5 protein-coding genes are annotated in these 16952 nt (G+C 68.8%); 1 reads left to right on the plus strand and 4 read right to left on the minus strand.

The annotated features are described in order from the left end of the window. Nucleotides 1-2225, plus strand: a 2225-nt coding sequence (locus tag E1258_RS18730) for a DNRLRE domain-containing protein (protein WP_132402877.1), incomplete at its 5' end; no start/stop codon positions are given. A 93-nt stretch (nt 2226-2318) separates the two neighbouring features. Here E1258_RS18730 and E1258_RS18735 read toward each other — a convergent pair. The 4 genes from E1258_RS18735 to E1258_RS18760 form a co-directional block, all read right to left on the minus strand. Further along, nucleotides 2319-2624, minus strand: coding sequence for a hypothetical protein (locus E1258_RS18735; protein ID WP_132402880.1), 306 nt, complete (start codon nt 2622-2624; stop codon nt 2319-2321). A 3-nt stretch (nt 2625-2627) separates the two neighbouring features. Beyond that, the gene (locus tag E1258_RS18740) at nt 2628-9221 is read right to left on the minus strand and encodes an RHS repeat-associated core domain-containing protein (protein WP_371688639.1); all 6594 of its coding nucleotides are present in this window, start codon (nt 9219-9221) and stop codon (nt 2628-2630) included. Nucleotides 9222-9376: 155 nt separating this feature from the next. Beyond that, the gene (locus tag E1258_RS18745) at nt 9377-15817 is read right to left on the minus strand and encodes a carboxypeptidase regulatory-like domain-containing protein (RefSeq protein WP_207919616.1); all 6441 of its coding nucleotides are present in this window, start codon (nt 15815-15817) and stop codon (nt 9377-9379) included. A gap of 365 nt (nt 15818-16182) precedes the next feature. Continuing rightward, nucleotides 16183-16952 (minus strand): amylo-alpha-1,6-glucosidase (locus tag E1258_RS18760; RefSeq protein WP_371688638.1); only part of this gene is annotated, 770 nt, incomplete at its 5' end.

Below are 16952 nucleotides of genomic sequence, written 5' to 3' on the forward strand. Positions count from 1 at the left end.
CCCTCGCCTTCCCCACCACCGCCGCCGACGTGCCCGTCGGCGCGTGGGAGGCCGACGGGGTGAAGCACACCTCGCGGGCCTACTTCACCTTCGACCTCACCCCGTACCGGGGCAAGGAGGTCACCGTCGCCCAGGTCGTCACCGGGGAGTCCTCGGTCGCCGACTGCACGAAGCCGCGCGAGCTGGAGCTGTGGCGCACCGACACCCCGGCCGCCGCGCCCACCTGGAACACCGCGCCCGCCGTACGCGAGAAGGTCGGCGACGTCGGCCCCACCGCGCCCTGCCCGGCCGGCTACCTGGAGCTGGACGTCACCGAGGTGTTCCGGCAGGCCGTCGCCGACGGGCGCGACTCGCTCACCCTGATGGCCCGGATCGCCGGCAGCCACGAGAAGTACAAGCACTTCGGGCGGCGGATGAAGAAGCCGGGCGTCTCGCTGGAGGCGAACGCGGCTCCCGATGTGCCGGGCAAGCTGAGCGTCGCGGGCCTGGCCTGCGCCGACGGTCGGCTGATCGGCACCACCACCCCGGTCCTCTCCGCCGAGGTGATCGACCCGGACAAGCTGGAGCCATACGCCGGGGACCAGGTGCGGGCCACCTTCGCCTGGTGGCCGGTCGACCGCCCCGCCGAGCGCACCGAGTGGACCTCCTCCGCCTGGTACGCCCCGGCCACGATCCAGTACACGGTGCCCGGCGGCCTGCTGGTCGACGGCGGCACGTACGCCTTCGCGGTCCGTGCCGCCGACGAGCACGCCAGTTCCGGCTGGTCGCCGGAGTGCCGCTTCACCGTCGACACGACCCGCCCACCCGCGCCCACGGTTGTCTCTACCGACTACCCGTCCGACAGGAGCTACCCCGGCCACGGCGGCCCGGGGATCGCCGGTGACTTCACCTTCACCAGCGCCGCCGACGACGTCGCCGGATTCTGGTACGGCCGCTCCGGCCTCACCATGTACGTCGCCGCCGGCCCCGGCGGCACCGCGACGGTCAGCTACGCCCCCGACGAGTACGGCCCGGACTGGCTCAACGTGCAGGCCGTGGACCGCACGGGCAACCGCTCGCCGCAGACCCGGTACGAGTTCTGGGTGCGCAACACCGCGCCGACGGTCACCGACGGCAACCCCGACGGCTGGCTCGGGCAGCCGCGCGAGTTCACCTTCGCGCCGAACATGACGGACGTGGTGGAGTACGTCTGGTCGCTCAACGACGGCACCGAACGGACCGTGGCGGCGGACTCCGCCGGGGCGGCCACGGTGACGGTCACCCCGACGGTGGCGCGCAACACGCTGCACGTGCGCAGCCGCACCCGCGACGGCGTCCTCTCCGGCGACGCCGGTTACGCGTTCTCCGTGCGCACCGCGCCGTACGTCACCTCCCCGGACTGGCCGTTCGACGGGACGCCGGGCGCGCCGGCCGGCACCGAGGGCAGCTTCACCTTCACCCCGGCGATGGCCGACGTCACCGAGTACGTCTACGCGTTCGACTACGGCGACCAGCGGACCGTCCGGGCGGGCGCGGACGGCAGCGCGACCGTCTCGTACACGCCTGCTGACGCCGGGTACCACACGATCGAGGTGTTCAGCCGGACCAGCGCCGGGGTGGAGTCCGAGCCGGTCGGCCTGGCGTTCTACCCCGCCTCGGTCGCGCCGTCCGTGGCCTCCGAGGTGTACCCGCGCAACACGACCGGCGGCGGGCCGGGCGTGCCGGGCACCTTCACCTTCGCCCCGCACTCCTCGGTCACCGGCGTCACCTCGTACGTCTACCAGTTCCGGGGCGAGCCGGAGCGGACCGTGGCGGCGAGCCCGGACGGCACCGCCAGCGTCGACTGGACCCCGCCGGCGTACGACAACGAGTACGGCGGCTGGGTGGAGGTGCGGGTGCGGGCGCGGACGGCCGCCGGGGTGACCACGGACGCGCAGTACTACTCGTTCCGGGTCGACCCGCAGAGCCCGCTGGTCACCTCCGAGGTGTTCGGCTGGCAGGGCGGCGCCGTGGTCGGGCAGACCGGCGAGTTCGTGTTCACCGCCCAGTTGCCGGGCACCACGGAGTTCGTCTACGCGTTCGACGACGGCGCGGAGGCCACGGTGGCGGCGGGCGCGGACGGCACGGCCCGGGTGAGCTGGGCGGCGGACTCGCCGTACGGCCACAGCCTGACCGTACGCAGCCGCACGGCGTCGGGGGTCGTCTCCGGCCCGGCGTACTACAACATCTTCATCGACCCGAGCTGACCCACGCGGTACGCCGAAGGGGCACCGGGCCTGCGCCCGGTGCCCCCTTTCGCGTTGCCTCACCCTGTCAACTAACCGATGGCGGCTGCCGACTCAGTCGCCAACAAACCACAAATAGCGATGCGGCTTCCGAATGCCGGCCAGGCAGAGATCACGCAAATCCTGAACAAAACCGCCATCATTAAGAAACACCTCTGGCCTAACGGCCTGGAGCTTGTCTAGCTCCATGATCAAACTCTCCATCTGTCCACGGTTATATATCGTGTTGCCATACGGATCGACATGACCAAGCATCGGAAACTCAACCCTGTCGGTCCAACTCACCAAGCGTGGATATGGACGCTCGGCAACCAAAACAACCCGTCCCAGCTGGTCTTTTAGCGCCACTGACGTGCCCATCTTCTACCCCCGACCCGGGAACATCGTAACCAAATCACCGCCGTATGGATCACGGATAACAGTATAGAAAGTCGTTTCCTTGCCCTTATCTATGCCGACAACACGCCCAGCATTGATGACGTATTTGATATTTCCGTTCTCCTGCCTGATCCCAATTTGGCCAGCCGAACCGCGGGCCAGGTCTCCAAAATCCTCAGCAGTGCCAAAGTATCCGGCATTAGGATCCCAGTCTTTTCCATTCTTGAGATGCCGGCCCTTCGCGTGCTGAATTCCCTCTAGATCAAAATCACAACCCGTATTGTGTACCAGCACCGGCGTTTGACCGGCTATCACATAGTACGTGTGGAGGCCGTCGACGCTGAGGTTGTAGGCAGTGCCGCGCCTCGGCAACCCGTCCACAGGCCTGTCGACCAGCGCCCCGGTGCCAGTGGGCGTCCTCAGCAGATCACCCTGGTCGAGGTCGGCTGCCGGCTGCCACTGACGGTCACTGGCGTTCCAGAAGGGGTGATCCTCCGTAGTGGTGAGATCGGCGCCGTCGACGGACAGTGCGACGAGTTCGTCTTCATGGATCCACAGGTGGGTGACGACTCGTGGGCCCTGCTCACCCGTCACCGGATCAGTCGCCAGGACCTCGTCACCGACCTTGATTTCCTTGATCGGCTTGGTGGTCCCGTCTGCCAGGAGGACGTCCGTGTCCCCGGCAAAACTGCAGAATCCGGATTCCTGCCATGCCGGCGTGACACCTCTCTGCGTCGGCAACTCGGCACCGGGCGGCAGAACCGCACGCCCCAGCGACGTCATGCCCACTGGCAGCGCAAGGCCATCCTCGTCCGGCAGCGGCTCCATGGTGGCCCAGTAGCCGGGCCACAGCACATCCTGTATCCACTTGCGGCAGGCCGCGTCGTCGATGACCCCGCACACCTGCATCGCCAGGTTGAATTCCTGATGCATCACCTGACCTGGGTCCCACCCCTTGGCCGCGCCGATGACGTCACCCAGGGAGTCGTTCCAGAGTTGGGTGAACCGGTCGATGTCGATGGCCTCAGGGACCAGGATGACGTGGCCGAGCGTCCTCGGATCGTTCTGCTTCATCGTGCTGGAGCACCTGACCGGCCAGCAACTGTTCTTCTGTTTGCTTCTCCGATTTGCCTGCTCATTACCTGGCTGATATTCGGAGCAGCCACCCGCGACCTTCGCGCAATCCTCGTCGATAAGGCCGCTGGGATCGCTGAACGTCGTCGGGTTGTTGTGGGAGTAGGCGTAGCCGTGCCACTGCTGGGGATCAGCCAGGTCCTGGATTGGGTCGACGCTGATGAATCGGCCGGTGGTGGGGTCGTATTCGCGGGCGCCGAGGTGGGTCAGCCCGGTGTTGTCGAGGGTGCCGCCGACGAAGCCCTTGTCGTTGGGCCAACTCACGCCGGCCCCGCGGTCTTGGCCGTAGGGCAGTTGCCGGCGGATGGTCGCCTGCTGTGATATGGCGGCCACGCTGACTTGGGCGGTGCCGTGGTGGTCGCTGGACAGCCAGTTCAGCCCGGTGGCAGTGCGGGAGGCGATCGTGGCGCCCGCGTGGGAGTAGTAACGGGTGCAGGTGGTGGCACCGGTGGCAGTGGTGTAGCGGAGTTCCTGGCCGGGCAGGTAGAGGGTGGAGCCGGTGGGATCGCGGCGGATCAGCCGGTTGCCGTCGGCATCGTAGATGTACCTGGTCGTCCCGGTGGTGTCCGTGGAGGTGTCCAGATGACCTTCAGCGTCCCAGGTCAGGGTCTGGACTCCCGAGGAGTTGGTGGGGCGGGTGAGGGTGTTGCCGGTCTGGTCGTAGGTGTAGGAGCCAGTGTGCGCGCCGCTGGTGGCGGTGAGGGCGTGCGGCTTCGGGCTGCCTGCGGCGGGATAGGTGTAGATGGTGGTGGCATTCCCGGCGCTGGTGTGTTCGGTCTGGGTCTGCCGGTTGCCGACGGTGTCGAAGGTCCAGCTGTGCCAATAGGGGGCCGGGCCACCGAGGGCGGCGACGGTCGGCGTGGTGGCGCAGTCCCCAGTGGTGGGGGTCCATGCCTGGGTGAGCCGGCGGAGATAGTCGTAGCCGAAGCACTGGGTGTCGTCGGTCGGGGCCGGCGTAACATCCTGGGTCTTGACGATGTTGCCGGCCGCGTCGTAGGTGTAGCGGACATCGGCGAGGATGTACGGGGCGGCCGAGTTTCGGTCGGTGCGGATTCCGGTGAGCCGGCCGGTCTCCAACTCCCGGGTGAACGCCTGCTGGACGCGTCCTCCGCTGCCGGTGTACAGGTGGTACTGGCTGGCCTGGCCGAGGGCATTGTAGTCGGTGCCTTCGACGTAGGACAGGTTGCTCGACCCCCCGTAGATCGTGTTCAGGGTGGTGGGCAGGCCGAGGTCGCTGTAGCCGTACTGGAGGGTCTCGCTGGGCAGGTCGCTGTTGGTGGACGGAAGACTGGTCGAGGCCAGCGAGCCGTCGCGGTTCCAGCCGTTGAAGGAGTTGTAGGTGCCGCCGAGCCCGGTTTCGGACGTGGGAATGAGGACCTGAGTACCGGTCGGCTGGTAGAGGTCCGTGTAACCGGTGACCTTCACCTGGTACATGGCGCCGCCGATGAATCGGGTGCTGAATGTGAGCTGACCCTTGGCGATGGTGTCGTACCCCCACTGGGCCCGCAGGGTGCCGCCGATCTGGCCCTCGTAGACCTCCCGCTTACGGTCGAGCGGGTCGAGCCGGTAGGCGAGTTTCTGACCGCGGGCGTCTTCGGTGGCGGTGACGCGGCCGGCGTTGTCGTAGGTGAAGGTGGTGACGCCCTTGTCGGGGTCGTCGGTCGTCGTCTGCCGGCCCCGGATGTCGTAGGTGTGGGTCCAGTCGTTGCCTGCCGGGTCGGCGAAGGCCACCAGTTGGCCCTTGCGGTTGTAGGTGTAGGTGCTGGTGTCCCAACTGCCGGCGGTTCCCGGGGTCGGCGTCGCCCCGTGGTACTGGCGTAGCTGGACGGTGCGGCCTCGGGCGTCGGTGACGGTCGAGGTGGCGGTGCCGCCAGCCGGTGGTGTGACGTCGGTCCGGTCGCCGGCGTAGTAGGTGCTGGTCCGCCAGCGCTCCGTGTCGTAGGGCTGGAAGATCGATGCGGTGGCGCGGCCGATGCCGTCGTAGATGGTCCTGCTCTGGGTGGGCACGAAGGCCTGCTCCGTCGCGGTCATCAGCGTGGTGCCCGGCGCGCCGGCGGCATGGTACGGGTCGAACGTCTTCACCTGCCGCCCGGCGGTGTCGTAGAACGTGTCGGTAAGCAGACGACCGCCGGACGGCGACGGCGCCTGGGTCTGCCGGGGCCGCAACAGGCCGTCGTAGAAGGCGTAGGTGGTGACGTAGTTGCCCTGCGCGTTCAGCCTGGCGGTCGTGACGACGGTGGCGGCGTCGTTGCGGACCTGGTAGGCGAAGGTCATGTCGGCGCTGTCGGTACCCTTCGTCCGGCCCGGCAGCCACACGGAGGTGAGCCGGCCAAGCCCGTCGTGGGACAGGTCGGTGCGTTTGCCGTTCGCGTCGACCGTCGCCGTCGCCGTGCCCCAGGCCGGCTCAAGCGTCGTGGTCGCGACATGCAGCAGGGGGTTGGTCACGGTCGTCGCCGTGACCGGGCCGCCGCTGGCCGGGGTGTACGCGGTCTTCGTCTCGTAGTTCATCGCGTTGCGCGAGGAGACGACCCGGCCCTGCGTGTCGTACCCGGACTGAGCGACGGTGGTGAAGGTCGGCGCGCCCGCGTTCCAGGCCGCCATCTCCTCGGTACGGGTGGTCAGGCCCCTGGTGGGTGTCGCCTCGAACGCGTTGCCGTCGTACGAGGTCCGGGTCTCGCCGATGATGTCACCCTCACTCAGCGAGGTGGGGGTGGCGGCATCGGCGCACCTCACCGCATAGCTCTGCACCCGGTGGACCCGGTCCATCAACCAGATGCTGGTGTTACGCGGCGTGTAGTCCGTCTTGGCGCACTGCTCGTCGCCGGCGACGTTGTCGTCACCGAAGTCGTCCACGCTGACGGGCATCCCGTACGCGTCGAAGCTGGTGGTCGTCCTGGTTACCCGCTCACCACGACCCGCGTCCAGCGCCGTGTAGCTGCGGGTCGTGCCGACCCTGGTGAACCGAGCGGTGACGGTGTCCCCGTTGATCGTCCGGGTGGCGGTCGCCGCGGACGCCCACGGATCGCTGGTCCCCCGGGACACCACCAGGCCACCCGGCCCGTTGAACGTCTTGGACTCCCGGATCGTGCCGGCATACCAGTCCTCGTCGGCGATCCCGTCGACGGTGACCGACCTGGTGCCGCCCGTCGGCGTCGCCCGGTCGCCGTTCATGCCCCGGAAGTAGCGGGTCTCGGCGTAGGTCTGTTCGCCGGGGTCGCCGACGGTTACCCCGACCCGGCCGTAACCGCGAAAGTCCGACCAGGTCTTGTGCTTGCTGTCGATGATCCCGTCGTCGTCGTTGTAGTGCCACGCCGCACCGTCGAGGTAGCTGTACGAGTAGGCGACGCGCGGGCTGCCCTGTGGGACAACCCCACCGGTGTTGTTGTTCTCGAAGATCGTGGTGACCACGTACTTGTGGAACCAGTCCGTCACCGGGTTCTGGTAGCCCTCCGGAGTCCAGATCACCGGATAGCAGCGGCGGGTGTTCGTGTGCGGCGTGGGCGTCTGCCCGGCGACGCAGTCCGGCGCCGAGTAGGTGACACTCGTGGTACCGCCCGACTCGGTGCGGATCTTCGTGATCCGCATCCAGTTCATCGCCGCGGCGAAGTCCCCCGTGTCGACCCGGTTGGACAGCTGGACCGAGGTGAACTCGATATCCGGCACGGTGGTGGTGGCACCCACCAGGCCGGTGTGGGAGATCCGGTCGAGCCACAGCCCGGCGCGGGTGCCGTCGCCGGGATCGGGGAAGGTGTGCGTGAGGGTCCACCGCTCGACGTCGCGGTAGCCACTGCCGTCGCGCACCTGCGTGGTGATGGAGGCGAGCCGCTTGGTCGTCCAGAACGTCGGCGCGAAATTGTCCCCGCAGGAGCTGCCGGTGCACGCGCTGTCCCACGGCGTGTCCGGCCAGTGGGTCTCGTCGTGTGTGGCGCAGCCGCTCAGGCACCGGTCGGCGACTGCGAAGTCGACCCGCAGCGGAGCCGGCGAGCCGAGCGCCGACTCGACGCCGCTGTTTCGCCGGGTGCCGTAGTCGATCCGGTCCAGCCAGCCACCCCGGTCGTAGCTGGCGTCGTCGTCCGCATCCCGGTTACGGCCATACTTGTTCGTCTCCTTGACGTACCAGTACGAAGCCGAGTTTCCGTGCAGATCCACGACGTAGTCCAGGTTCCATCGCCACGCCTGGGCACAGTCGGAGTCGGCGTACGCGGCGGCGTGGCACGGTTCCCCCGGGTCGTTGCCGAACACCGGCATGGTCCATGTCGAGTTGGTCACCGGATCGCCCGACGTCCAGCCCGGCAGACGCTGGACACCGAACCAGTACTGCATGCCGTCGGTGGTGGTGACCACCCAGTATTCGCCGTCGTTGTCCCCGTTGGCAGCCCCAATCCTGCGCTCGATTCGGGATCCGTCGTCGTTGCGCAGGTGCCAGCGGCCCTCCGACGAGTTGTAAATCAGCTCACCGGAGTGGCCGTTCAGCGACAGCGTGGCGTTGTCGGTCTCCCAGCACCGGTCACCGGTTTCCAGGTCGTTGTTCGCCGAACCGTCCATGTCCTCGGCACAGGCCCGATAGCGCCGCTCGACGTGGCCCCCGGGCCACGCCTCGAAGCCCTCACCCACCCACGACGGCTGGTTGTTCGACGCCGCGTGTCGGCCGTCGACCGACTGGGACGAGTAGGCCAGTTCCAGCTGCGGTGCGGGTCCGCCCGGCGCCGGGGGCACCCGCATCGGGTAGGACCACGTGAAGGCACCCGAATTGCCGCCCGCCGACCACGTCGACGACGGTTGCAGCGGCGTGGCCGAATAGTCCCCGGCGGGACCGGACGGGGCAGCCGTCACCGCAACCAGGCTGGTGGCCGCACTCACCGGCACGGTCGCGGTCACCGTACGGGCAGCGAGATCGTTGCGGGACGGCAGCGGCGTACCCGCGCACTGCCTCTTCTCCGGCGTACGCAGCGCGCACTCCGGCAGTGACACCAACCGCAACCGACTCGCCCAGTCCGCCCCGTATCCGGTGGCGAAGGAGCGGTAGTCCACCGTGAGGTCGACCCGACCGGCACCAAACTCCCCGTCCGCGCGGCCGATCGACAGCAACACCCCCCGTACCTGAGCGCGATGTGTCGCGGCCCGGTCCAGGACCTCCACCCGCACCCGCTGCGGATCAGCCGCCAACGAGCGACCCGTCCCAGACGTGCGCGTAATCCGTACCGGCGAACCGCCCGCGCGGACCGGCTTGCCCGGCTGCGCGGACGTCAGGTCGACCACGGCCGCGCCCGCCGCCGGCCACACCGGTGCCGGCTTGGCACTCGCCAGCCGGGGATGTTTGGTCTGATCGTCCGGTCGGGTCTTGACCGCACTCACGGGCACCGTCGACACCGATTTGGCTGCTGCCCTGGTGTGCCCAGCGGCCTCCGCAGCCGGGGCTGGAACCCCCATCAGGTTGGCCAGCATGACGACGGCGACACTCACTGCCACACCGGAGCGGCGCACCGTACGACGGCGGGCCCGCCGCATCGGCGAGAGAGCGGGGACGGCGGGCGGGTTGGACATCACCGAGGGCCTCCGGAGGATCCGAGATTCAGCGGCTGGGCGCGGTCGAGGCGGGGTCAGGGCGTGGGTGGGTCGAATCTCAGTCCCAGGCCGGGGCGGAGGACGGGTTGGCGGTGGGTGTATTGGACGGCGGCGGTGCCGTTGGCGTTTTCGATGCCGATGGTGGCGCCGCCGCCGCGTTCGAGGAAGGTGCCGCCGTTGTCGGTGTAGGTGAAGCTGTAGCCGCCGGCTTCGTCGAGGATGGCCTGGAAGGTGATGCGGGTGAGGGGGTCTTCGTAGGAGTGGACGTTGCGCCATTCGATGACGTACTGCCGGTTGGGGGCGGTGCCCCGGGTAGTGGTGCGGACGCTGGCGTTGGTGTCGACGACCCAGTCGTGCCAGAAGGGGTAGAGCGCGGCGTTGGGCTCCTCGGGACTGTCGGGTGAGGGGATGGGCCAAGCGTCCGGGGACGGCTCGCCGGGGTTGACGAAGCTGACCAGGCCGTTGGTGTCCACCCAGCCGGTGGTGTACGCCTGCCCGTAGAGGGTCACCGGGAAGGGCAGGGTGACCGAGGTGTAGGCGTCGTCCCCGGTCAGGGCGAGGACGGTGGTGTTGGCGGAGGTGTAGGCGATGGCCTGTTCGGTGAGGGTGTACCCACCCCCGGTGGTGGTGGCCCCGAGAGGGTAGTCGGCGGTGGCCTGGGTGTTGGTGCCGACGACCACCTGTTGCACATCGGAACCCTTGCAGGCGCCGGCGGTCACGGTGGCGATCGCGGCCCACGAGCCGGCCGGCACGTTGGTGACCTGGTAGGTGCCGTCCGCCGCGGTGGTGGCGGTCTTGTCGGCGGCCGTGACGGTCGCGCCGGCGATCGGGGTGCCCTGGCAGGTGACGGTGCCGGCGACGCTGCCCTGGCCCGGCGGGTTGGGTTTGAAGGTGACGCCCTGCCCGGTGGCCAGCCAGGTCTGCCGGTGCAGGTACTGGAAGGCGATGGACCCGTCGGCGTTCTCGATGCCGACGGTGGCCTCGCCGCCGCGTTCGATCGGCTTGGCCGGGTCGATGCCGGTGTAGGCGAGGGTGATGTCACCGCCCTCGTTGAAGATCACCTCGAAGGTGGTCCGGGTGGACGTGTCGCCGTAGAGGTGGACGTTGCGCCACTCCACGACCCATTGCCGGTTGGGGGCGGTGCCGCTGATCTTCGTGGCGATCTTCGCCTGGGAGTCGACCACCCAGTCGTCCCACATGGCGTAGACGGCCGCGTTGGGTGAGCCCTCGGCCGCCGGTGACGGGATGGTGCCCGGCGCGGAGCCGATCCAGCCGACGTAGGCCGGGTCCTTGAAGGTGATCAGCCCGTTGGCGCTGATCCATGCCGACGTGTACGACTCGCCGTAGAGTTTGACCGGGAACGGCGGGTTCTTCTGCCACACCGTCTCGTCGCCACTCCATCCCTCGACCACGTCGCCGGGGATGAACGCCTGCGCGCCGGTGGTGCACTTGTAGCCGAACTCGTCGCCGTCGACCATCACCGACAGATCCACATCCGAGATCCCGCCCGGATGGTTGACGACCTCCTTCGCGTACTGGCCGGTACACCGGTTGTCGCCGGTCGACGCGGCCAGGGTGTACTCCCCGACCGGTACGGCGGTGAACTGGTAGCTGCCGTCCGCGCCCGTGGTGGTGCTCCGGTTGCCCGGGTTCAGGGTCACCGTCGCCTGCGCGTACGGGCCGCCGGTGACCGCGGTGGTGAGCACGCCCGTGACGGTGCCGGCCGCAGCCGGGGTGTAGGTGATGGAACTGTTGGCGGTCAGCGCCGCCTCGTGGAAGGAGTACAACGCCGCCACCGTCCCGGAGGCGTTCTCCAGCCCGACGGTCGCGCCCGCGCCCGTCTGGGTCGGGGTGGACATGGCACCGTAGTGGAAGGCGATCCGCCCGTCCTCGTGGAAGACAACCTCGAAGGTCAGCCGTTCGGCGTTGGTCGGCCGGAACCCGACGTTGCGCCACTCCACCACATACGACCGGTTCGGGGCGGTACCGAACGTCTGGGTGCGGACGCTGGCCGAGGCGTCGACCTCGAAGTCGTCCCAGAACGGGGCCACGATCGCGTTCGGGGCGGTCGCGGTCGGCATCGTCGGGTTGGCCCAGGTGTCCGGCTCACCGGACGCGGCACCGAAGCTGACCAGGCCGTTGGTGTGCACCCGACCCGACGTGTACGACTGGCCGTGGAACCGCACCGGGAAGGGCAGGGTGACCGTCGTGACGGCGTCGTCGCCGGTCAGTGCGAGCACGTTCGCCGCCGCCACGAACGCCGACGCCCCGGTGGCGCAGGCGTAGCCGAGGCCGCCGTAGTCCGGACCCCACTGCAGGTCACGCACGATGTCGGCAGACAGCTCCACCTGGCTACGCGCGACCACACCGCACCGGCCGGCGAGCTTCGCCGAGACCCCGTAGCTGTCGGCGACCAAGCCGGTGAAACTGTACGTCCCGCTGCCGTTCGTGGTCGCGGTCAGACCACCCGGGTCCAACGACACGGTCGCACCGCTGACCGGGTTGCCGGCCGCGTCGGTCAGCGTGCCGGACAGATTGTGCACCTCCAGCCCGCCGGCGACGTCCGGGCGGACGAACGTGATTGCCTGACCATCCGCCAACACCGGTTCCCCGGCGGAGTACGTCAGCCCGTCGGCACCGGCGTCCGCCTCGATTCCGACGATCGCGTTGTCGCCCTTCTCCGCCGCGTTGTCCAGCTGGTTGTAGTTCGTGGTCACCGTGCCGTCCGGCGCGAGCACCGCCTCGAACGACAGCCGCGCACTGGTGTCGCCCTTACGGTGCACGTTGCGCCACTCGACGACGAACCGCTGACCGCTGCCGGTGCCGGTGGTCGCGGTCCGCACACTCGCCGACCCGTCGACCACCAGGTCATCCCAGAACGCAGCGACGAGGGCGTTCGGGTCCGCCGGCGCCGGCAACTGCCCACCCCCGGTGTACGGATGCGAACCACCCGGGTCGGTGAACGACAACAGACCGTTGGTGTCCACCCACGCACTGCGGTACGCCCCACCGTAGAACGGAAACGCGAACGGCAGTTGTACGGTGGCAACGGCATCGTCACCCGTCAGCGGCAGAACTGTGGCCGCAGTGGTGAAGGCCGTAGTCTGCTCGGTGCAGATCGTCCCCAGATCGTCGCTGATCGGCTCGAGGTAGATGTCGCGCGTTAGGCCTTGGCCGTCGATCTGCATCGGCTGACTGGCCGCCAAGCCGCAACGGCCTCCGAGAGTAGCGGTGATGGTGTACGAGCCGGTCGGGAAGTTGGTCAGGGCGTAGCTGCCGTCGGCGCCGGAGGTGGCCTGGTAGCCGCCAGGTTGCAGCTGGACGACCGCCCCGGCCTGCGGCAGGTAGTCGGGGTTCCACACGGTGCCGGAGAGGCTCGCTGGGGGTGCCGCCGTGAACAGGCCATAGCTTGTGTCGCTGGCCCGGTTGCCGTCGTCCACTGCGACCGCGTAGACGCGCCGCCCACCGGTGACGCTGCCCGCGTTGATCGTGACGGTCGCCGTGCCGCCCGCGACGGTGGCGTTCACCGTGTTGTCGAGGTCGGGCTCATCGAGGCTGTACTTGAACTGCGTGACGTTCGTGTCGCCGCCGGCGTCGAACCTGACAGTCAGTTGACCACCTGCGAGGGCATCGGTCCCGTTCGGGAAGGTGATCGTCGGGGGCAGCGGCACGGCCAGCGACGCCAAATTGGCCGGCGTCTCGATGAAGTTGTAGAACCGCACGTCGTCGACGGCCCCGGTGAGGTAGCTGTCGTACGCGCCGTTCCACCTGCGCTTGCCGACCGCCACCTCGGCGGTGGCGTTGAAGCCACCCGTGACGGTGGTCGTGGCGGTCTGGGCCACGCCGTTGACGTACAAGGTCATCTTTTTCGTCGACCCGTCGTACACGCCCGCGAGGTGGGTCCACTTGTTCGCCGCGGGCGCCGCGTCGGACAGCACGCTGTAGAGCGTGGCGTTGTCCGAGTCGGCGGCGGCCATGGTGAACCGCCAGCGCTGGCTGCTGCCGGCGTAGCCGAGGTGGTACGCGGACATGCGGGAGCCGCTGGTGCTGACCACGGTCTGCACGCCGGTGCCCGCCGTCGAGCTGAGCTTGGCCCAGGCGGCGACGGTGAAACTCGCGTCCGTCCGCACCGGGGTGGAGACACCGGTGTCCGGGTGCGGGGTGTTGAGCGTGCCCGTCAGGGTCGCCGCAGTAGTACCGGACAGCGACAACGCCGTGCCCACGCCTGAGCGCCCGGCGACCCGGCTGGCCGAGCCCATGGCCAGGGTGTTGCCGTGGCCGGCGACATCCGTGGCGGTGGCACCGGTCTCCTCGAACGTCCACTGCGCCGCCGGGCCGGAACCCGCACTGACGCTGAACGTGTACGTCACCGGGGTGGAGAACCGCCCCGCGTGGTCCTTCGACCACACGTACAGCGTGTTCACCCCGTCGTGCAACGGGGGCAGGGTGATCGACGCCCCGTAGTCCGTGGACCGAGCCGGCACGGTCTTCGCCGCGCTCAGCACCCCGGAATCGAGGCTGTAGGCGTACTCCTTCACCTCGTACGGCCGGGTGCCGGGCGCGGTCACGGCGAACGTGCCGGCCACGCCCACCCCGCCGCGCGCCACCCCGTCATCGGTGTAGTCCGTGGACGCGACGTCCGCCGGCGCCGACGGCGGTGTCGCGTCGACCGTGAACTCACACGTGCCGGACCAGGCGCTGTAGTGCGAGCCGTCCCACGTCCGGGCCTGCCACACGTAGCTCGCCCCGTCGGTCAGCTTGCCCGCCGGGATCGTCGGCCCCACCGGCCCGGGGTTGCCGTTAGCCTGGGAGATCTTGTCCGTCTCGTTGCGCGAACCACCCACCGGCCACCAGTAGAACCAGGTGGTCAACGACTGCTGCGACACGTCCGGGTCGGACTGCTTCGCTGCCAGCGCCGGCGTCGTGGTCAACACGTACGGCCGCGACGTGCCGGTGAGGCAACCCTTGCCGTCCGAACTACGGTCAGCCGGCGCGTTCGGGTCCGTGTTGAAGGTGATCGCCAGCTTCGGCGAGGCGTGGTTGAACCGCTTCCACTGGTCCTTCGTCCCCTCGTCGACCGCGCGCAGACCCATAGTCAGGTTCGACCACTTGCTCGCGGCCGCCTTCGCCACCATCGACGTCACGTTGAACTCGATCGTCCCGGTGCCCAGACAACCGTGCGCGGCACCGTACTTGCGGTTCCCGACCGCCTGCGACGTGTAGCTGCTGTACCAGGTCGGCTGGTTGTTCCACGTCGTGCCCGACGAGATCGCCCCGGTCATCCACAGCTTCGCGTTCGATTTCGGGCTGCACGTCCACGACCACCGCTGCTCCACCCGGAACTGCGCACTCAGGATGTGCTTGCCGGCCACCGTCGAGGTGTTCATCCGGAACAACGACCGGATGATGTGATCCGAGCAGCCCGAACAGTCCTCCGTCCGCCCCGCACCCGCCGACCCGTACGTCGACCCGTTCGTCAACGCCGACGAGTTCTGCCAGAACGAGCTCGACTTGTGTTTGCTCCACACCGACGTCCACGCGTTGCTCGCGATCCCGCCGGTCCACGACGGGTCGATGTAGATCGGCAGCTTGACCCGCTGATCGGCCAGCATCGCCTTGTCCGGGACCAGTGTCATCGTGTCGCCGTCGACCCGTACGGGCATCACGGCCCGTCGGGCGCCCTCCGGTGCGCTGTCCCGGCCCGCCGCGGCGCCATCGACCCGGGCACCCGCGGCTCCGGCCTCGGCCGCTGTCGGCTTGCGCGACGGGCCGGCAGCCTGTCCCTTGCCCTTCTCCGGCGGTCCGCCCGCAGGGGCCCCTGCCTCGGAGGAGTCCCACATCAGGGGAGCGGGGGCGGCGAAGACGATGCCGCCCTTGCTGTCCCGCGCGGCGAGCCCGCCACCGGAGGACGGGCCGACCGTGACGCCCTTCGTCTCCACACCGAACCGCAGCGTCGCCAACTTCGGGTTCGCGGCGGCGGCGCGGGTCTTGACGACCAGCACCTCCGAGAAACCGAGCGGCTGGGCTGTCACCTGGAGGTCCACGCCCGGCAGGACATCCTGGTACGTGGCCGTGGAGCCGTTCACGACCGGCGCGGGGAGCTTCCCCGGCCAGGAAACGTCCAGGCGACGGGATCCGTCACGAAGCGTGGCGAACGGGCCGTCGCCGCCCTTGGCGGAGAAGACCATCGGCAGCACCGTCGCCCGGGGCATGATGCCCTCGGCAGTCACCTTCAACGTCGTGTCCACCGGCACCCAGGATCCGCCCTTGCGCACCCGGGTGGGCTCTATCGTCTGCTCGAGCGTCCGCGAGCCGTCGACGTTGGCGAAGGTCTGCGACCACTCCGTACGCTCCGAAAGGATCTCCACCCGTCGGCCACAGGTCGCCACCATCTTGCGGGCCGCCTGCCCGTCCGGCTGCTCCTCGACACATGTGCCCCTGTCCGGCGCGGCGGCGGCAACGGGGGTGGTTGGCACACCGATAGCGGTGGCCACGGCAACGACCGCTGTCACCCCGGCCAACCAGCGTCGGACAAGCCCTGAACGGCCCCGCGAAATGTACGCAGGCGTGCGCCAACCAGCCATCGGTCAACCCCCCGTAATCACACACCTGACGCTGCGTCAGACAGTAGAGATGAGAGTTGTTCGATGTAAAGGTCGACTACAACATGTCAGCACAAGACGGACACCCACGTCGCAAAGCAGCGAAGAGAGTCACTATACGTAATGCATCACACACGCAAAGCAGTGCCGTCGTCGGTCAGCCGAGGAGATCTTCCAAGTCCGAGCGGCTGTCCAGGGACCGGCCGACGCGATCAGCGTGATCGACCTCGGTTGCCGGTCTACCGCAGGACGCGCTGCCGTGGGTGGGTTCCCGACCGCAGGCCGAACGCGTTGGTGCGCCCCCACCGGCCAGGGATGTCCAGCAGCTCGATGCGGTTGACGGAGGGAGGCAGGACCGGGTCGGTGGCAAGGTGGCTCTCGTGCGGTTCGAGGCCGAGCATGGTGCGGAGAAACAGCAGTGGGGCCCCGGCGGACCAGCCCTGCGGGCTGCACGCCGTGGGGTACTCGACCGGAAAGTTGGTCAACACGCGGTCGTAGCCGGCGAAGGCTTCGGGAAGGCGGCCGTGGAAGTAGGCCGAGGCCTGAATGACGGCTTCGGCGACCCGGGCCGACTCCTCCCGGAACCCGCTGCGTCGCAGGCCCCAGGCGATGACGGAGTTGTCGAAAGGCCAGACGGTGCCGACGTGGTAGCCGACAGGGTTGTAGCGGGCTTCGGTGTCGGCGAGGGTGCGCACCCCCCAGCCGGAGAACATGCGTGGACTGAGCAGGTGCTGGACGACCTTCTTCGCCCGGGACGGCTCCACGATGCCACTCCACAGCAGGTGACCCATGTTGGAGGCGAGGGCGTCGACGGGTTCGCCGTCGGCGTCGAGGGCCAGGGCGAAGTATTCCTGGTCAGGGAGCCAGAAGTCCTGGTTGAACCGTCGCTTGAGTTCGGCGGCCTGCTGCTCGAGCCGGTCGGCGTAGGCGGGGTCGTTCCAGAATTCGCGGGCCAACCGGGCACCCCGGATCCTCGCGTCGTAGGCGTAGCCCTGTAGCTCGCATGGGG

It is taken from the genome of Micromonospora sp. KC207 (assembly GCF_004348615.1).
Classification (GTDB): Bacteria; Actinomycetota; Actinomycetes; order Mycobacteriales; family Micromonosporaceae; genus Micromonospora.